The 17,994-nt window shown below is 71.9% G+C and carries 14 protein-coding genes and 1 tRNA gene; 14 read left to right on the forward strand and 1 reads right to left on the reverse strand.

The window, feature by feature from the left end; genetic code table 11:
* The first annotated feature begins 177 nt into the window (after positions 1–177).
* The 9 genes from ACIQMU_RS07855 (at position 178) to ACIQMU_RS07895 (ending at position 12,743) form a co-directional block, all read left to right on the forward strand.
* A complete protein-coding gene (locus ACIQMU_RS07855) occupies positions 178–3,897 on the forward strand; it encodes a ThuA domain-containing protein (protein WP_402688450.1) in 3,720 nt (1,239 codons plus the stop codon).
* Between the two features lie 94 nt (positions 3,898–3,991).
* Positions 3,992–5,194: an inositol-3-phosphate synthase gene (locus ACIQMU_RS07860; protein ID WP_402688451.1), complete on the forward strand. Its 1,203-nt coding sequence runs from the start codon at positions 3,992–3,994 to the stop codon at positions 5,192–5,194.
* The gene (locus ACIQMU_RS07865; protein ID WP_402688452.1) at positions 5,191–6,462 is read left to right on the forward strand and encodes an SCO3242 family prenyltransferase; all 1,272 of its coding nucleotides are present in this window, start codon (positions 5,191–5,193) and stop codon (positions 6,460–6,462) included. Before ACIQMU_RS07860 ends, ACIQMU_RS07865 begins: the two co-directional genes overlap by 4 nt.
* Positions 6,459–7,421, forward strand: coding sequence for a sugar phosphate isomerase/epimerase family protein (locus tag ACIQMU_RS07870; RefSeq protein WP_352238926.1), 963 nt, complete (start codon positions 6,459–6,461; stop codon positions 7,419–7,421). Before ACIQMU_RS07865 ends, ACIQMU_RS07870 begins: the two co-directional genes overlap by 4 nt.
* Entirely contained in the window at positions 7,415–8,107 is a 693-nt protein-coding gene (locus ACIQMU_RS07875) for an EboA domain-containing protein (protein WP_352238925.1), read from the forward strand. The genes ACIQMU_RS07870 and ACIQMU_RS07875 overlap by 7 nt, the downstream gene beginning before the upstream one ends.
* On the forward strand, positions 8,107–8,964 hold the full coding sequence (locus tag ACIQMU_RS07880; RefSeq protein ID WP_352238924.1) for a TatD family hydrolase: 858 nt from the start codon (positions 8,107–8,109) through the stop codon (positions 8,962–8,964). The genes ACIQMU_RS07875 and ACIQMU_RS07880 overlap by 1 nt, the downstream gene beginning before the upstream one ends.
* A 4-nt stretch (positions 8,965–8,968) precedes the next feature.
* Entirely contained in the window at positions 8,969–10,144 is a 1,176-nt protein-coding gene (eboE, locus tag ACIQMU_RS07885) for a metabolite traffic protein EboE (RefSeq protein WP_352238923.1), read from the forward strand.
* Positions 10,141–11,589 (forward strand): nucleotide pyrophosphatase/phosphodiesterase family protein, encoded by a 1,449-nt coding sequence (locus tag ACIQMU_RS07890; RefSeq protein ID WP_402688453.1) that lies wholly within the window; start codon positions 10,141–10,143, stop codon positions 11,587–11,589. Before eboE ends, ACIQMU_RS07890 begins: the two co-directional genes overlap by 4 nt.
* Positions 11,590–11,660: 71 nt before the next feature.
* The gene (locus tag ACIQMU_RS07895) at positions 11,661–12,743 is read left to right on the forward strand and encodes a sugar phosphate isomerase/epimerase (RefSeq protein ID WP_352238921.1); all 1,083 of its coding nucleotides are present in this window, start codon (positions 11,661–11,663) and stop codon (positions 12,741–12,743) included.
* Between the two features lie 273 nt (positions 12,744–13,016).
* Here ACIQMU_RS07895 and ACIQMU_RS07900 read toward each other — a convergent pair whose 3' ends face one another.
* Positions 13,017–14,321 (reverse strand): DUF2254 domain-containing protein, encoded by a 1,305-nt coding sequence (locus ACIQMU_RS07900; RefSeq protein ID WP_402688454.1) that lies wholly within the window; start codon positions 14,319–14,321, stop codon positions 13,017–13,019.
* 164 nt (positions 14,322–14,485) lie between these two features.
* On the opposite strand from ACIQMU_RS07900, the gene ACIQMU_RS07905 reads away from it, so the two are divergent.
* From ACIQMU_RS07905 to ACIQMU_RS07925, 5 genes are all read left to right on the forward strand, one after another.
* A tRNA-Leu gene (locus ACIQMU_RS07905) sits at positions 14,486–14,573 on the forward strand.
* Between the two features lie 309 nt (positions 14,574–14,882).
* Positions 14,883–15,575 (forward strand): hypothetical protein, encoded by a 693-nt coding sequence (locus ACIQMU_RS07910; protein ID WP_402688455.1) that lies wholly within the window; start codon positions 14,883–14,885, stop codon positions 15,573–15,575.
* A gap of 13 nt (positions 15,576–15,588) precedes the next feature.
* Positions 15,589–16,041 carry a phage holin family protein gene (locus ACIQMU_RS07915; RefSeq protein ID WP_352238918.1) on the forward strand — a complete coding sequence of 151 codons (453 nt, stop codon included), beginning with the start codon at positions 15,589–15,591 and terminating at the stop codon, positions 16,039–16,041.
* Positions 16,017–16,691, forward strand: a complete 675-nt coding sequence (locus ACIQMU_RS07920) for a DUF3618 domain-containing protein (RefSeq protein WP_352238917.1) — start codon at positions 16,017–16,019, stop codon at positions 16,689–16,691. Before ACIQMU_RS07915 ends, ACIQMU_RS07920 begins: the two co-directional genes overlap by 25 nt.
* A 147-nt stretch (positions 16,692–16,838) precedes the next feature.
* The gene (locus tag ACIQMU_RS07925; protein WP_402688580.1) at positions 16,839–17,864 is read left to right on the forward strand and encodes a YihY/virulence factor BrkB family protein; all 1,026 of its coding nucleotides are present in this window, start codon (positions 16,839–16,841) and stop codon (positions 17,862–17,864) included.
* The last annotated feature ends 130 nt before the right edge of the window (positions 17,865–17,994 follow it).

The following is a 17,994-nucleotide window of genomic DNA, read 5'->3' on the forward strand; positions in this document are numbered from 1 at the left end:
CCTGTCGCACAAGGGCTTTCCGTCGAGGACGAACAGGTCTACCGTCCACTTCGTGTACACGACATGACTCGCGTCACCGGGGCCGCTCCCGGCCCCGGCGACGCACGCGCGGCAGTCCCCGCGCGGCACGGCACGGCTACACCCGCCCGTACAACCGGCACTCTCCGGAGGACCTACGTGCACAGAACCAGAAAGCGGCTCCTGGCCCGGACCCGCGTCCGCAAAAGCCTCGCGCTGTTCACCGGCGGCCTGCTCGCCGCCGCGACCCTGACCCTCGGCTCCGCTCCCGGTGCCACCGCCCACCCGGGCCACCCCGGACACGAGGACAACCTGGCGGAGGACTTCCAGCAAGTCACCCTGGCCAAGGGCGTCGAGGAGACCGGCGAGCCCATGTCGCTGGCCGTCCTCCCCGACCGCAGTGTGCTGCACACCTCGCGCAGCGGCGAACTGCGGATCACCGACAGCGCCGGCAACACCCGGATATCCGGCACCCTGCCCGTGTACACACACGACGAGGAAGGTCTCCAAGGCGTCGGCGTCGACCCCGACTTCGCCGAGAACCGGGCCATCTACCTCTTCTACGCACCCCCGCTGGACACCCCCGCGGGCGATGCTCCCGAGACCGGAACCGCCGCCGACTTCGCGAAGTTCGAGGGCGTCAACCGGCTCTCCCGCTTCGTTCTCAACGAGGACGGAACCCTCGACACCGCCAGCGAGAAGAAGGTCCTCGACGTCGCCACCTCGCGCGGCACGTGCTGCCACGTCGGCGGTGACATCGACTTCGACGCAGAGGGGAACCTCTACCTCTCCACCGGCGACGACACCAACCCCTTCGCCTCCGACGGCTTCACCCCGATCGACGAACGGCCCGACCGCAACCCCGCGTTCGACGCCCGCCGCACCTCGGGCAACACCAATGACCTGCGCGGCAAGATCCTGCGCATCAAGGTCGCCGAGGACGGCTCGTACACCATCCCCGAAGGAAACCTCTTCGCGCCCGGGACGGACAGGACGCGCCCCGAGATCTACGCGATGGGCTTCCGCAACCCCTTCCGCTTCTCCGTCGACCGGGAGACCGGCGTCGTGTACGTCGGCGACTACGGCCCCGACGCCGGCGCGGCCGACCCCCAGCGCGGACCCGCCGGGAAGGTCGAGTTCGCCCGGGTGACGAAGGCCGCCAACTTCGGCTGGCCCTTCTGCGTCGGCGACAACGAGCCCTACCGCGACTACGACTTCGCCACCAAGACCTCGGGCGCCGCCTTCGACTGCGCCGCCCCGAAGAACGAGTCGCCGCACAACACCGGGCTCGTCGACCTGCCGCCGGCCGAGGCCGCGTGGATCCCTTACGACGGCGGCTCGGTGCCCGAGTTCGGCAGCGGCTCCGAATCCCCGATGGGCGGACCCGTCTACCGCTACGACGCGGACCTGAACTCCCCGGTGAAGTTCCCCGAGGCATACGACGGCGACTTCTTCGCGGGCGAGTTCGGCCGCCAGTGGATCAAGCGCATCGAGCAGGACGCCGACGGAGGCGTCCAGTCCATCAACGACGTGCCGTGGTCCGGCACGCAGATCATGGACATGGCCTTCGGCCCGGACGGGGCGCTGTACGTCCTCGACTACGGCCTCGCCTGGTTCGGCGGAGACGAGAACTCCGCGCTCTACCGCATCGAGAACGCCACCGGAGGCCGCTCACCCATCGCCGAGGCATCCGCGAACAAGACCTCCGGCACCGCACCCCTGAAGGTGAGGTTCTCCTCGGCCGGCACGACGGACGGCGACGACGACGCCCTGACCTACTCCTGGGACTTCGGGGACGGCAAGACCTCCACCGCCGCCAACCCCGCCCACACGTACAAGAAGAACGGCACCTACACCGCCACCCTCACCGCCCAGGACCCGACCGGCCGCACCGGCTCGGCGAGCGTCCACGTGACCGTCGGCAACACCGCCCCGACCGTGGAGCTGGAACTCCCCGTGGACGGGCAGCTCTTCGAGTTCGGTGACTCCGTGCCGTTCAAGGTGAACGTCAGCGATCCGGAGGACGGGACCATCGACTGCACCGAGGTCGAGGTCAAGTTCACCCTGGGCCACGACAGCCACGGCCACGACATCACCACCGAGCACGGCTGCGAGGGCACCATCAAGACCGCCATGGAAGGCGGCCACGACCCCAACGCCAACATCTACGGCGGCATCTCGGCCTCCTACACCGACAACGGCGGCGGCGGCCAGGCCAAGCTGTCCGGCAAGGACACCGCGCGCCTCCAGCCCAAGCACCGGCAGGCCGAGCACTTCGACGCCTCCGCGGGCGTCGCCACCTTCGACAAGGCGAGCGCGCACGGCGGCAAGACCGTCGGCGACATCCACAACGACGACTGGATCTCCTTCAGGACGTACGTCCTCGGCGACACCACCAAGCTCACCGCCCGTGTCTCCTCCGCCGGCTCCGGCGGCTTTCTGGAAGTGCGCACCGGATCACCCACCGGGAAGATCCTCGGCTCGGGACCCGTCCCCGTGACCGGCGGCTGGGACACCTTCCAGTACATCGACATCCCGTTGCGCGGCGTGCCCAAGAAGCAGACGGAACTCTTCCTCGTCTTCAAGGGAGGTGACGGAGCGCTCTACGACGTCGACGACTTCGAACTGTCCGACTCCCCCGTCGACCGGACCGCCAAGCGCGTCCTGGTCTTCTCCAAGACCGCCGGATTCCGGCACGACTCGATCCCCACGGGCATCGCGGCCCTGAAGGAGCTCGGCAAGGACTCCAACATCACGGTCGACTCCACCGAGTCCGCCGCCCAGTTCACCACCAGCAACCTCGCCCGCTACGACGCCGTGGCCTTCCTCTCCACCACCGGTGACGTCCTCAACGCCGAGCAGCAGAAGGCATTCGAGAACTACGTGGCCACCGGCGGCGGTTACGTCGGCATCCACGCGGCCGCCGACACCGAGTACGACTGGGAGTTCTACGGCGGCCTCGTCGGCGCCTACTTCGACTCGCACCCCCACATCCAGCCCGCCACCGTCCGCGTCGAGGACCACGACCACCCCGCGACCGAGCACCTGGACGAGGAGTGGGAGCGCACCGACGAGTGGTACAACTACGGCACCAACCCCCGGGACAACGCCAAGGTCCTCGCGACACTCGACGAGACGACCTACACGGGCGGGAACATGAAGGGCGATCACCCGATCTCCTGGTGCCAGACCTACCAGGGCGGCCGCTCCTTCTACACCGGCCTCGGCCACACCAAGGAGTCCTACGCCGAGCCCGCCTTCCGCAGCCACGTGCTGGGCGGCCTGCGTTACGCCACCGGCCAGGTCAAGGCCGACTGCAAGCCCGACAAGGGCCACCGGCCGATCTTCAACGGCAAGACGCTGGAGGGGTGGAAGCAGGCCGGCCCGGGAAAGTTCTCCGTCAGTGACGGCGCCCTGCACTCCGAGGGCGGCATGGGTCTGCTCACCTACCAGGCCAAAGAGCTGAAGGCGTACTCGCTGAAGCTCGACTGGAAGATGTCCGGCGACGACAACTCCGGTGTCTTCGTGGGCTTCCCGGAGTCCGACGACCCCTGGTCGGCCGTCAACAACGGGTACGAGATCCAGATCGACGCCACCGACGCCGCCGACCGCACCACGGGCGCCGTCTACACCTTCAAATCCGCGAACATCAAGGCCCGCGACCGCGTCCTGCGGCCGCCGGGACAGTGGAACAGCTACGAGATCAAGGTCCGGGGCGAACGTCTGCAGATCTTCCTCAACGGAGCGAAGATCAACGACTTCACCAACACCGATCCGGCACGCAGCCTGAAGGACGGCTACATCGGCCTCCAGAACCACGGAGCCGACGACCAGGTGTCCTTCCGCAACATCCAGCTGAAGGAGCTGCCCTCGAAGTAGGGCGGCCGCCTCTGCCGACGACGGGCGGGGGGAAGCGCACACCTTCCCCCCGCCCGCCGTCCCCCACCCCCGACGTCCCCCAGGGAGGCAGCCCGTGACCGCACACGCAGCTCGCGAAGGCCGAACCGACGCCCCAGGCCCCATCGACGCCCCGAGCCCCCCGGAGGCCCCCGGCCCCGCGGGCACAGGCGGCCGCACCGGCGTCTGGTTCATCGGAGCACGCGGCTCCGTGGCGACCACCGCCACCGCGGGCTGCGCCGCCATCGCCGCGGGGCTGCACCCGCCGACCGGCATGGTCACCGAGACGCCCCCCTTCGCCGACAGCGGCCTGCCCGCCCTGGCCGACCTGGTCTTCGGCGGCCACGACACCCTCGACTGCCCGCTGTCCAAGCGGGCCGAGGCCCTCGCCGACGGCGGCGTGCTGCCGCACGGACTCCCCTCCGCCGTACGCGCCGAACTCGACGCCGCCGACGCCGGGATCCGCCCCGGCGGACCGCTCCCCGGCGACACCCGCGACGACGAGGAACTGATCGCCGCGTTCGCCGCCGACCTCACCGACTTCGCCCACCGCAACGGCCTGGCCCGCACCGTCGTCCTCAACGTCGCCTCCACCGAACCCGCGCCCGGCCCCGACGACACGAGGCTCCCCGCCAGCTCGCTCTACGCCGCCGCCGCCCTGCGGGCCGGCTGCTCCTACGCCAACTTCACCCCCTCCACCGGCCTGCGCGCCCCCGCGCTCACCGACACCGTCGCCGCCAGCGGACTTCCCCACGCCGGACGCGACGGCAAGACCGGCCAGACGCTGCTCCGTTCCGTCCTCGCCCCGATGTTCCTCCAACGCGCCCTCGCCGTACGGGCGTGGTCCGGGTCGAACCTGCTGGGCGGCGGGGACGGGGCGGCGCTGGCCGATCCGGCGGCCGCCGCCGCGAAGAACGCCGGCAAGGAACGCGTCCTGGCCGACACCTTCGGCACCGCCCCCGAGGGGGAGGTGCACATCGACGACGTGCCCGCGATGGGGGACTGGAAGACCGCCTGGGACCACATCGCCTTCGACGGCTTCCTCGGCTCCCGCATGATCCTCCAGACCATCTGGCAGGGCTGCGACTCGGCCCTCGCGGCCCCACTCGTCCTGGACCTGGCGCGGCTGCTCGCCCGTGCCCACGAGGCGGGGATCAGCGGCCCCCTGCCGGAACTCGGCTTCTACTTCAAGGACCCGGACGGCGGCGCCTCGGCGGCCCTCGCCGAGCAGTACGCCACGTTGCTCTCCTTCGCCGAGCGGCTGCGGGCCCACGCATGAGGCGGCGGCAGCGATCCCTCCCCACGGCTCTCGCGACGGCACGGTCCGTGCTGCCGGCCGGGCGGCGGAACGGTTCCGCAGACGGCGGCGCACCGGCCGCCGCGACCGATGACAGCCTGTCCGGTGCGGGTGGGACTGCACCCGCACCGGACAGGCCCGAACCGTCTTCCACGGGCCGGAGCGGGGAACGGGGCGCCGGCTCCGGCCGGGACCGGCCGGACGCGTGCCCCGGCCGGCGCACGCCCCGGGAGCGCCTGCGGGCCTGGGCGGAACTGCTGCGCGTCTCCGCCCTGTTCTCCGTCCCCGGGGACGCCCTGGCGGGCGCGGCGGCGGTGGGCCGCCGGCCCGGCCGGGGCACCGCCCTGGCGATGGGCGCGTCGCTGTGCCTGTACGAGGCCGGGATGGCCCTCAACGACTGGGCCGACCGCGACGAGGACGCCGTGGACCGCCCGCACCGCCCGATCCCCTCGGGCCGCGTCAGCCCGGCGGCGGCCCTGGGGGCGGCCGGGGCGCTCACCGCGGCGGGCCTCGCCCTCGCGGCCCGGGCGGGCCGCCCCGCCCTGACCGTCGCCACGGGCCTGGCCGCCACGGTCTGGGCCTACGACCTCCGCCTGAAGCACACGCAGGCGGGCCCGGCGGCGATGGCCGCGGCCCGCTCGCTGGACCTGCTCCTGGGCGCGGCGGCCACGGCGACAGGTGTGCGCACGCCGAGCGGGAGCGGCTCACCCGACAACGTTGCCGGGGCGAGTGCGGCCGCGACAGCGCCGCCGGCGCCGGGCGCGCTGACGGCGTCACGGTCCGCTCTGCCCGCCGCCCTGGTGCTCGGGGCCCACACCTACGGCGTCACCGCCGTGTCGCGCCACGAGGCGCACGGCGGTTCCACCCGCACCCCGCTCACGGTGCTGGCCACGACGACAGCCCTCGCGGCAGCGGTGCTGGGGGAGCCCTGGCGGCCCGGTACGGGAAGGGCCGACGCCGACACCCGGCGCGTCGGCACCGGCCCGCTCGGGAGAGTCGCCGACCCGGTCCGGCTCCTGGTCGTCGGGCTCACCGGCGCCTACCTCCGAACCGCCGGGCCGCCTCTCCTGCACGCCGCACTGAACCCGTCCCCGCCCCTGACCCAGCGGGCGGTCGGAGGAGGCATCCGGGCCATGATCCCGCTACAGGCCGCGCTCGCCGCCCGCGCCGGGGCCCCCGTCACCGGCCTCGCCGTCATGGGCCTCGTCCCCCTCGCCCGCGGCCTCGCCCGGAAGGTGAGCCCCACATGACCCTCCACCTCGGATACGGCACCAACGGGCTCACCGACCTCCGCCTCGACGACGCCCTCGGCCTGCTCGCCGACCTCGGCTACGAAGGCGTCGGCCTCACCCTCGACCACATGCACCTGGACCCCATGGCCGCCGACCTCACCGAACGCACCCGCCAGGTCCGGCGCAGGCTCACCTCCCTCGGGCTCCGGGTCACCGTGGAGACTGGCGCCCGCTATGTCCTCGACCCGCGCCGCAAGCACGGCCCCTCCCTCCTCGACCCGGACCCCGCCGCCCGGGCCGCCCGCACCGCCCTGCTCGTCCGTGCCGTCGGCGTGGCCGCCGACCTCGGCGCGCACGCCGTCCACTGCTTCAGCGGCGTCACCCCGCCCGGCACCTCGGCCGACACCGCGTGGCAGCGCCTCACCGAAGCGATCGCCCCCGTCCTCGAAGCCGCCGAACGGTCCGGCATCCCGCTCGCCGTCGAACCCGAACCCGGTCACCTCCTCGCCACCCTCGCCGACTTCCACCGACTGCGCGCCCTCCTCGACGACCCGGAACCGCTCGGCCTCACGCTCGACATCGGCCACTGCCAGTGCCTGGAGGAGGCGTCGCCGGTGGAGTGCGTCGAGGAATCCGCCCCCTGGCTCCGGCACGTCCAGATCGAGGACATGCGACGCGGAGTCCACGAGCACCTCCCCTTCGGCGACGGGGAGATCGACTTCCCGCCCGTGCTCGCCGCCCTCGCCGCCTCGGACTACGAGGGCCTCACCGTCGTCGAACTGCCCCGCCACTCCCACGCCGGCCCCGAACAGGCCCGCACATCGATCGACTTCCTGCGTGACGCCATGACAAGGAGGGCCATGGCCGGGGGCGGCGGGCCGGGGAGCGGCATGACGAGGGACGCCGCGACGGGGGATGCCGCGACCCGCTTCGCCACGACACGCACCACCGGGATCGAGGGGGCCGCCCCGTGCTGAAGTCCCGCGAAGAACTCGACGCCGAACTGGACGGGCCCGCCCGCGCCTGGCTGGAAGAGGCCCTGGCCGAGGCGGCCCGCTGCACCCTCCCCGCGGAACCCACGCTCGCAGCCCTCGGTGCGGAGCCCCCCGGCGGCTGCGCCACCGCGCCGTGGGAGCTGCGGTACGCCGCCGCCGGCCGGCACTGCGGACCGGAGCGCGCCGACTCCGTACGCTCCCTCCTGCTCGTCGAGGCCCGCGCCTCGCTGCCTTCCGTCACCCGGCTCTACGACCAGGGCACCGCCGCCGAACGCCGCGCCGTCCTGCTCACCCTGCACCGCCTCGACCTCGGCGACACCGCTCTCCCACTCGTCGAGGACGCCCTGCGCGCCAACGACACCCGGCTGGTCGCCGCGGCCGTCGGCCCCTACGCCGCCGAGCACCTGGCCCCGCACGCCTGGCGGCACGCCGTACTGAAGTGCCTGTTCACCGAGGTGCCGGTCGCGGCGGTCGCCCGGCTCGCGGACCGGGCCCGAGGTGACGCCGAACTCTCCCGCATGGTCAGGGACTTCGCCGCCGAACGCACAGCGGCGGGCCGCCCCGTCCCCGAAGACCTGCGCACGGTCCTCGCACTCACCGCCCAGGCCGACGAGCGCGGCCACCAGGCCCCGCCGACCGCAGCCCCCGCCCCCACGGAGGAGACCTGATGCGCATCTTCGACCCCCACATCCACATGACCTCCCGCACCACCGACGACTACCGGGCGATGTACGACGCGGGCGTCCGCGCGGTCGTCGAACCCTCCTTCTGGCTCGGCCAGCCCCGCACCTCGCCCGCCAGCTTCTTCGACTACTTCGACGCCCTCCTCGGCTGGGAGCCCTTCCGTGCCTCCCAGTACGGCATCGCCCACCACTGCACGCTCGCCCTCAACCCCAAGGAGGCGAACGACCCCCGCTGCACCCCGGTCCTGGACGCCCTGCCCCGCTACCTCGTCAAGGACTCCGTCGTCGCCGTCGGCGAGATCGGCTACGACTCCATGACCCCGGCCGAGGACCACGCCCTGGCCGCACAGCTCCAGCTCGCCGCCGACCACGGCCTGCCCGCCCTCGTCCACACCCCGCACCGCGACAAGCTCGCCGGTCTGCACCGCACCATCGACGTCATCCGTGAATCGAACCTCCCCCCGGAGCACGTCCTGCTCGACCACCTCAATGAGACAACGGTAGAGGCGGCCACTGACAGCGGCTGCTGGGCCGGATTCTCCATCTACCCGGACACCAAGATGGACGAGGAGCGGATGGTCGCCGTCCTCAAGAACCACGGCACCGAGAAGATCCTCGTCAACTCGGCCGCCGACTGGGGAAAGAGCGACCCCCTCAAGACCCGCAAGGTCGCCGACGCGATGCTGGAGGCCGGCTTCACGGAGGACGACGTCGACCAGGTCCTGTGGCGCAACCCCGTCGCCTTCTACGGCCTGAGCGGCCGCCTCCACCTGGACACCGCCGCCCCCGGACAGCGCCCGCCACTCCACGAGGGCAACTCCATCCTGCGCGGCGGGGAGTGAGGCCATGCGCTTCCGCCACCCCGACGGCTCCACCGTCCACCTCGCCTACTGCACCAACGTCCACCCCGCGGAAAGCCTGGACGGCGTCCGCGCCCAGCTCCGCGACCACTGCGAACCCGTCCGCCGCCGCCTCGGCCGGGACCGGCTCGGCATCGGCCTCTGGCTCGCCCGGGACGCCGCCCGCGCCCTGATCAACGACCCCGCCGGACTCCGCGCGCTGCGCGCCGAGCTCGACAGCCGCGGCCTCGAAGTGGTCACCCTCAACGGCTTCCCCTACGAAGGCTTCGGATCGGGCGAGGTCAAATACCGGGTCTACCGGCCGGACTGGACCGAACCCGACCGCCTCGCCCACACCACCGACCTCGCCCGACTGCTGGCCGGCCTGCTCCCGGACGACACCACCGAGGGCACCATCTCCACCCTGCCCCTCGCCTGGCGCACCCCCTACGACGGCGACCCCGAGGCGGCCCGCACCGCCCGGGCCGCCCTCACCACGCTCGCCCAGCGCCTCGACGCACTGGCCGAACTGACCGGCAAGTCCATCCGCGTCGGCCTCGAACCGGAACCGGGCTGCACGGTGGAGACCACCGCCGACGCCATCGCCCCCCTCACCGGCATCGGTCACGACCGCATCGGCGTCTGCGTCGACACCTGCCACCTCGCCACCTCCTTCGAGGACCCCGGCACCGCACTCGGCGCGCTCACGGCCGCCGGTGTCCGCGTCGTCAAGTCCCAGCTCTCCGCCGCCCTGCACGCCGAACACCCCCACCTGCCCGAGGTCCGCACCGCGCTCGCCGCGTTCGCAGAACCGCGCTTCCTCCACCAGACCCGCACCAGCACCGCCGCCGGACTGCGCGGCACCGACGACCTGGACGAGGCCGTCGCAGGCCGGACGCTCCCGGACAGCACGCCCTGGCGCGCCCACTTCCACGTACCGCTGCACGCACCCCCGGCGCCCCCGCTGACCTCGACGCTGCCCGTGCTCCGCGACACGCTGACCCGGCTCGTCGGCGGACCCGCGCCCCTGACCCGGCACCTGGAGGTGGAGACGTACACCTGGCAGGCCCTGCCCCCGGAACTGCGGCCCCGCACCCGCACCCAGCTCGCCGACGGCATCGCCGCGGAACTCACCCTCGCCCGCGACCTCCTGGTCGACCTCGGCCTCAAGGAGCTGCCATGAGCGCGCCCGACACGGGAACCGCACAGGACCCCGGCACCACCGGCCGCACGAGCACAGGCCGGGCGGCCTGCGGCCCCACCCCCCTCCTGGTCCTCGACGTCGTCGGTCTCACCCCCCAGCTCCTGGCCCACATGCCGAACCTCCGGAACCTGGGGGAGCAGGGGACGAAGGCGCCGCTCTCGACCGTCCTGCCGGCCGTCACCTGCGCCGCCCAGTCCACCTTCCTCACCGGCACGATGCCCGCCGAACACGGCATCGTCGCCAACGGCTGGTACTTCCGCGAGCTCGGCGACGTCCTGCTGTGGCGCCAGCACAACGGGCTCGTCGAGGGCGACAAACTGTGGGACGCGGCCCGCCGCGCCCACCCCGGCTACACCGTCGCCAACATCTGCTGGTGGTACGCGATGGGCGCCGACACCGACTGGACGGTCACCCCGCGCCCCGTCTACTACGCCGACGGCCGCAAGGAACCCGACTGCTACACCAGGCCCCCGGCCCTGCACGACGAACTGACCGGCGAACTCGGCACCTTCCCCCTCTTCCACTTCTGGGGCCCCGGAGCCGACCTCACCTCCTCCCGGTGGATCATCGACGCCACCCGCCACATCATCGCCACCCGCACCCCGGACCTCGCCCTCTGCTACCTGCCGCACCTGGACTACGACCTCCAGCGCTACGGCCCCGACGACCCCCGCTCCCACCGGGCCGCCGCCGACCTCGACCGGGCCATGGCCCCGCTGCTGGCCGACGCCCGCGCCGAGGGACGCACCGTCGTCGCACTCTCCGAATACGGCATCACCCGCGTCGACCGCCCCGTCGACATCAACCGCGCGCTGCGCCGGGCGGGCCTGCTGGAGGTCCACACCCAGGACGGCATGGAATACCTGGACCCGATGACCTCCCGGGCCTTCGCCGTCGCCGACCACCAGCTCGCCCACATCTACGTACGCCGTCCCGAGGACCTGGAGGCGACCCGGGCGGCCCTCGCGGACCTGCCGGGCATCGAGCAGCTCCTCGACGACGAGGGCAAGAAGGCGCACCACCTGGATCACCCCCGCTCCGGCGAACTGGTCGCCGTCGCGGAGAAGGACGCCTGGTTCACGTACTACTACTGGCTCGACGACGCCCACGCCCCCGACTTCGCGCAGCTCGTCGAGATCCACCGCAAGCCCGGCTACGACCCCGTCGAGCTCTTCATGGACCCCCAGGACCCCTACGTCCGGGTCAAGGCCGTCTCGGCGGTCGCCCGCAAGAAGCTCGGCCTGCGCTACCGCATGGCGGTCGTCCCCCTGGACCCCTCACCTGTTCGCGGCAGCCACGGCCGCCTCCCCGAGAGCGACGACGAAGGTCCGCTCATCCTCTGCTCCACCCCCCACGCCTTCACCGAACGGGTCAGGGCCACCGAAGTGAAGTCCCTGCTCCTCCAGCTTGCCGGACTGCACTGACAACGCCCCGGCACCGCACCGCGCACATCCGCACCCCAACCCACCAGGTCACCCAAGGGAGTCACGCGAACATGAGCCGCACCTCCAAGGACACCGAACTCGCCCGCAGACTGAGCCGCCGCGACATCCTCGGTGTCGCCGCCGGAGCCACCGCCGCCACGATCATCGGCACGGCGAGCGCCCGGGCCGACAGCCACGACCGCGGTCAGGGACACGGCAAGGGCCACGGCCACGGACATGGCCACGGGCACGGCAGGGGCAAGCCCGTCCTGCCGCCCGGCCGCCTCGGCATCCAGCTCTACAGCCTGCGCGACCAGGTCTCCACGCTCGGCTTCGGCCCGGTCTTCACCGAGCTGGAGAAGTACGGCTACGACGAGATCGAGTTCGCCGGCTACACCCAGGGCTCGGCCGGAGCCATCACCCTGGCCCAGCTCAAGGGGCTGGCCCGCGACCACGGCCTCAACCCGATCGGCAGCCACGTCGGCTACTACGACGACGACAACCCCGGCGCCTACACCTTCGCCCAGAACCTGGAGAAGGTCCTGGACGACGCCCAGGCCCTCGGCCTCAAGCACATCGGCACGGCTTCGGGCCCCTTCCGCTACGGAACCACGGTCGACGGCTGGAAGCGGGCGGCGGAGGACTTCAACACGTACGGGGCGGCCGCCCGCGAGCGCGGTATGAAGTTCTACCAGCACAACCACGCCGAGGAGTTCTCCTTCGCGACCGACCAGCCGCGCGTACGCCTCTACGACGTGTTGCTCGCCGAGACCGACCCGGACCTCGTCTACCTGGAGATGGACATCTACTGGGCGTACTGCGCCCGGTTCCGCTTCAGCAAGCGCGTGGACGGCAGCCCGGCCCCGCTCGACCCGCTGAGGTACGTCCTGAAGAACCCGGACCGCTACCCGCTGTTCCACGTCAAGGACGGCGTCCGCGACGAGACGACACGCGACGGCTACCGCATGTCCGACGTCGGCGACGGGGACATCGACTACAAGACGTTCCTGTCCGAGGTCACGGGCCGGACCCACCGGGGCCGGACGTACCACCACTGGCAGACCGAGCACGACAACCCGGTTCAGTCGCTCGCCTTCGCCCGCAAGTCGAGCGAGCACCTGCACTCCCTGCGCGAGGGCCGCTGCGGCGACTGACGCGTGCGACCCGGTCCGCCGGAGTCTCTCCGGCGGACCGGGCGGCGGGACCGGGCCGCATCGCCGCCCTCAGGGCGTGTCCGGCGGATCCTGACCGGGTCCGCGACGCCTGGCACTTCCCCAAGCTCTCGGCTTCGGTCGAGAAGGGGAGGCCCCATCCCTCGCGGCGTTGCCGAGACGTCCGAATCGCTCCGCGATGAGGACGTTTCCGCGCCTTGCGACGCACCGCACCGGACGCCGCGGCCTGTCCGGCGCTGATCCGCCGGGCATGCCCTAGCCGATGCCCTGCCGGTCCGGACGCAGGGCGAACTCCCGGTCGGCGGCCACCGGCACCGTCCGCTCCACGGTCTGGACGAGCAGCTCACGATGCCTGACCAGCGATTTCTTCCGGTCCTCGGGGACGAGCAGCAGGAGATCGTCCAGCCCCGCCATCAGCCGGCGCGTCACCTGGGGGCTCCCGGCGACACACCACCGGATCTCCTCGAAGGCGAGGTCGACCAGGTCGTCCCACCCCGGACCGTCCTGCACCAGGCGCACCCGCCCGGCCCGGTCCCGGTGGTGGACGGCGCCGAGCGGCAGGTGCGCCACGGCCGCGAGGAACTGCACGATCCGGTCCAGGCACTGCACGGCGGTGGTCGGATCGTTCACGGACGTCGACAGCGCCCGCAGCGCGATGTCCGCCAGCTGACGCAGCCCGAACGCCAGATCCTGGTGCAGGGTGCGCTCCACCGAGACGGAGACCGCGTACCGCAGCCGGCGCCGCGGCGGCACGGACCCGCCGTGGACGGCGAGCACCGGCGTCCCCGGCACCACGAAGTCCCCGATACGGGGAATGAGCCGCAGGACGACGTCCTGCCGGCGCGCGGCCCGGACCAGCCGCGCCGTATTCACGTCCCGCAGCACTCCGGCCCGCCCCTCGTGCGTCACCCGTCCGGTTTCCGGCCCCGGGCCGTCGTCGTCCCCCGGCCCCCTCGGCATCCGGCCCAGCACCCGGAACGAGTCGCGCGCGATCCTGTCGAGGACCGGCCCCACCTGCATCAGCCGCAGCGTCGCGCTCACGTAGACGACGAAGAGCAGCAGACTCAGCCCGAGCAGCACCAGGATGAGCAGGCTCTGCACCAACGGGACCGAGACCACCCGGCGCGGGTCGGTCTCGCTCTCGTACGAGGAGAGGACCAGCAGCGAGAAGAGGAACGTCGCCAGGAACACCGTCAGCGTGAGCTTGCTGATCCGGCTCCTGACGAAGATCCGCACCACCCGCGGCGTCAGCTGGCCGCTGGCCATCTGCACCGCGACCAGCGAGATGCTGAACACGACACCGATGAACGTCATCATCGCCGAGCTGATCGTCGTGACGATCGTCTTCGCGTCCTGCGAGAACGCGATCAGCTCGCCGAGCTCGTCGTACGCCTCCTCCCGCTGGAGCAGCGCGACGATCGCGTCGTCCAGTTCGGTGGCGACCAACCACAGCGCGAACACGCAGACGAACCCGATGGTCGGGGCCGACCAGAACGTGTCGCGCAGATGCTCGCGCAGAGGGGACAGCGGACGGGGCCGGCGGTAGCCGCGAACACTCATGGACGCGAAGGTAGCCCCGCGACCTCCGCGGACCGGGGAGGTCGAGGCCCCACCGGCACGCCGCACCGCACTGACCACCGGATATGCGGGTGAAAGGCGCGCCGAACCCCTGGTATTGTTTTCCATGTCGCCGCGGGGAACACACCGCGAACGGCAGACACCTTGTCCGGGTGGCGGAATGGCAGACGCGCTAGCTTGAGGTGCTAGTGCCCTTTATCGGGCGTGGGGGTTCAAGTCCCCCCTCGGACACCAGCGAAGACCCCAGTTGATCTGGGGTCTTTTGCGTTTCCGCCCCCGCGTGCCCCTGTGCTTCCCGCCGCGCGGATATGACGTCGGGTGAATGTGCGCGTGCGATGCGTGACCGCCTGTCGTGGCCCGGCCCGGATCCTTCTCCTCATGAATCCGCTCAATCGACATATTTTGTCGGTATTGCCGCACCGGAGCGTGGTTCATCGCAGAAAAGGGGGTACTCGCATCCACCAACCCGTACGCGACGACCGAGGAGGAACGTTGAGTGACTTCAACGGTGGAAACCGTCCGAACGAGGATACGGCCGCGGCTGTGAAGCAGACGGCGCAAGCGAGAGCGGGCGAGGGCGCCGAGCTGGTGGGCGAGAAGGCGACGGACGTCGTCGGCGCCGCCGGGCAGCACGCGGGCGAGATGGCCGGCGAGGCTTCCGCCCGGGCCCGGGACGTCGCCGGTGAGCTGCGCGACCAGGTGAACGACCAGGCTCAGGCGCAGACGCGCCGCCTGGCGCGGAACGTCCGTCGGCTGGCGGACGAGTTGAGCGACATGGGGGAGAGCGGCAAGGAGGATTCGCCGGCCACCGACGCCGTTCGGCAGATAGCCGATCGCGGCCGCGATGTCGCGGACCGGCTGGAGAGCCGGGGCCCGCAGGGGCTGGTCAGCGACCTCCAGGACTTCGCGCGACGGCGTCCGGGCGTGTTCCTGGCCGGAGCCGCGCTCGCCGGGTTCGCGACCGCCCGCCTCAGTAAGGGAATCTCCGCCGCGAGCGACGAGGGAGCGGCCACGCCGTCTGCCGACGACGACCGCGGTGCCGGCTTGCCCGCCCCGGCCGTCGGCGAGCCCGACGGGTCCGACCGGGCCGCGGCGGACAGGCTCGGCGGCGGGACGCGGTTCGCGGACTCCTACGAGCCGGCCCGGCGCTCACCGTCCTACGGCGGAGCGGTCTCGTCGCCCGGGCCGTTGCCGGTGAGTGACCCACTCCCGAACCCCGACCCGCGACAGCCGTAAGGGGGGCTGATCCATGGCCACTCCCTCTTCGCAGAAAGTCACCGCCCGGCAGGAGTCCGGTTCGTCCGGCGCCACCCGGGCCCCGTCGCAGGACCCTTCCGTCGGAGAGCTGGTCGGCGAGATCGGCGACGACCTGAGCCGGCTCGTCCGCAGCGAGATCGAACTGGCGAAAGCCGAGATCAAGCAGGAGGCGACCAAGGCCGGCAAGGCGGCCGGCATGCTCGCCGGTTCCGGATACGCCGGGCACCTGGTGCTGTTGCTGGGCAGCCTGACCGCGATCTTCGGACTGGCACACCTGGTCGACCTCGCCTGGGCGGCACTCATCGTGACCGCGGTGTGGGCCCTGGTGGGCGCTGTCCTCTTCGTGTCCGGGCGCAAACGCCTGCGCGCGGTACAGGTCAAGCCCGAACGGACCGCCCAAACGCTGAAGGAGGATGCCTCATGGGCACGGAACCCGACGAACTGAAGGCCGAAGTCGACGACACCCGGGCGCGGTTGGCCCACAACGTCGACCGCCTCGCGGACCGGGCGGCGCCCCGGCGTGTGGCCCGGCGCAAGGCAGAGGCCGCGCAGTCCCGGCTGACCGGTGTCAAGGAGCGTGTGATGGGGAGCGTCGACCGCACCACGGACGTACAGCCCGGCCGCCAGGCGCAGGAGCTCGCCGAGCGCGCCGGAGAGGCCGGCGACGCCGTCCGCCGTACGGCGGACGAAGTGGGCCGTTCCGCACGCGAGGCACCGCAGCGGGTGGCCAGGCAGACGCAGGGCAGCCCCCTCGCGGCCGGCGTCATGGCCTTCGGCGCCGGCATGCTCGCCGCAGCCCTCCTGCCGCCCTCGGCGGCGGAGGAACGGCTCGGCGCCCGGGTGCGCGAGCACTCGGACGAACTGCTCCAACCCGTCAAGCAGACCGCCCAGGAGGCGGCGCAGGAGCTGAAGGAAGGGATGCGCGAACCGGCCGCGGAAGCCGTGGAGTCGGTGAAGAGCACGGCCCGGGACGCGGCGCAGGCCACGAAGCAGCAGGCCCGGGACTCGGGTCAGGAAGCGGCCACCGGACTGCGGGAGGTCGGCCAGGACGCCGCCCGGGACGCACGCGACCAGGCAGACCGCCGACCGGGCTGAGCGCCCACGCCACGGGAGGGGGCGCTCGCCGCGCCCCTTCACCGAGCGCGGCCGACCCGTCGTGCGAAGCCGCTCGTTCCGGACCAGCCCGCGCGCCGCGCACATGTGATCGTCGCGGCGCTCCTCCGCATGAGTGGGGTGCACCTGATGAAGCAGACCGGCAAAACTCCCGACTCCCCCGCAGACATTTCCCGAAGGTCCTGGGCCCACGTGCTGAAGCGCACGGTCAAGGAGTTCAAACGAGACGAACTGCCCGACAGGGCCGCGGGTTTGACCTACTACGGCATTCTCGCGCTCTTCCCCGCCCTGCTGGTGCTCGTCGCCCTGCTCGGCATCGCGGGCGATTCGGCCACCCGCACTGTCCTGGACAACATCCAGAAGCTCGCGCCCGGTTCGGCCCGTGATGTGCTGACCAACGCGGTGACGCAGCTCCAGTCCAGCGGTGGGACCAGTTCCGTGCTGGCCGTCGTCGGCCTGCTGGGCGCTCTGTGGTCCGCCTCCGGATACATCGCCGCCTTCATCCGCTCCTCCAACGCCGTCTACGACATGCCGGAGGGCCGCCCGGCCTGGAAGGTGCTGCCGGTGCGCGTGGGGCTGACCCTGGTGCTGATGGTCCTCGCCTGTGTCAGCGCGCTGATCGTCGTGCTCTCCGGAGGTATCGCCCGGCAGATCGGAACGGCACTGGGGATGGGCGACACCGCGATGACCGTCTGGTCCATCGCCAAGTGGCCGGTCCTCGTGGTGCTGGTGGCCGCCATGCTGGCGATCCTGTACTGGGCCGCCCCGAACGCCAAGGGCCGCGGTTTCCGGTTCGTGTCGCTGGGCAGTCTGCTGGCCCTGCTGATCTGGATGGCCGCCTCGGCGGGCTTCGCGTTCTACGTGGCCAACTTCGGCTCTTACAACAAGACCTACGGGACTCTCGCCGGAGTCATCATCTTTCTCGTCTGGTTGTGGATCACGAACCTGGCGGTCCTTCTGGGCCTCGAGTTCGACGCGGAGACGGCCCGGGAACGATCGGTCGTGAGCGGCCGGCCCGCCGACGAGGAACCGTACGTCGAGCCGCGCGACACCCGGAAGTGGACCGACGAGGAACGCCGGTCCGCGGAGCACCTCGACCTCGGGGCTACCGGGCGCGAAGGCCGTGACGCCCAGCGACGGGGTGAGAGCGGCTGATGCACCGGAAGGACTGACCGGCCCCTCCGCCCCCCTCCCGTCACGATCCGGTCTCGGACGCGGGAGGGGGGCTTGTTTTTGGCCATGTAATCGATTCCAATCATCCGTGTAATCGATTCCATGGCTTCGT

This window comes from Streptomyces sp. NPDC091649, from assembly GCF_044756785.1.
Taxonomy (GTDB): Bacteria; Actinomycetota; Actinomycetes; order Streptomycetales; family Streptomycetaceae; genus Streptomyces.

Coding starts and splice junctions, on each gene's coding strand:
- ACIQMU_RS07865 (WP_402688452.1), top strand. CDS start 5,191: ATGAGGCGGCGGCAGCGATCCCTCCCCACGGCTCTCGCGACGGCACGG.
- ACIQMU_RS07870 (WP_352238926.1), top strand. CDS start 6,459: ATGACCCTCCACCTCGGATACGGCACCAACGGGCTCACCGACCTCCGC.
- ACIQMU_RS07880 (WP_352238924.1), top strand. CDS start 8,107: ATGCGCATCTTCGACCCCCACATCCACATGACCTCCCGCACCACCGAC.
- eboE (WP_352238923.1), top strand. CDS start 8,969: ATGCGCTTCCGCCACCCCGACGGCTCCACCGTCCACCTCGCCTACTGC.
- ACIQMU_RS07890 (WP_402688453.1), top strand. CDS start 10,141: ATGAGCGCGCCCGACACGGGAACCGCACAGGACCCCGGCACCACCGGC.
- ACIQMU_RS07895 (WP_352238921.1), top strand. CDS start 11,661: ATGAGCCGCACCTCCAAGGACACCGAACTCGCCCGCAGACTGAGCCGC.
- ACIQMU_RS07900 (WP_402688454.1), bottom strand. CDS start 14,321: ATGAGTGTTCGCGGCTACCGCCGGCCCCGTCCGCTGTCCCCTCTGCGC.
- ACIQMU_RS07915 (WP_352238918.1), top strand. CDS start 15,589: ATGGCCACTCCCTCTTCGCAGAAAGTCACCGCCCGGCAGGAGTCCGGT.
- ACIQMU_RS07920 (WP_352238917.1), top strand. CDS start 16,017: ATGGGCACGGAACCCGACGAACTGAAGGCCGAAGTCGACGACACCCGG.
- ACIQMU_RS07925 (WP_402688580.1), top strand. CDS start 16,839: ATGAAGCAGACCGGCAAAACTCCCGACTCCCCCGCAGACATTTCCCGA.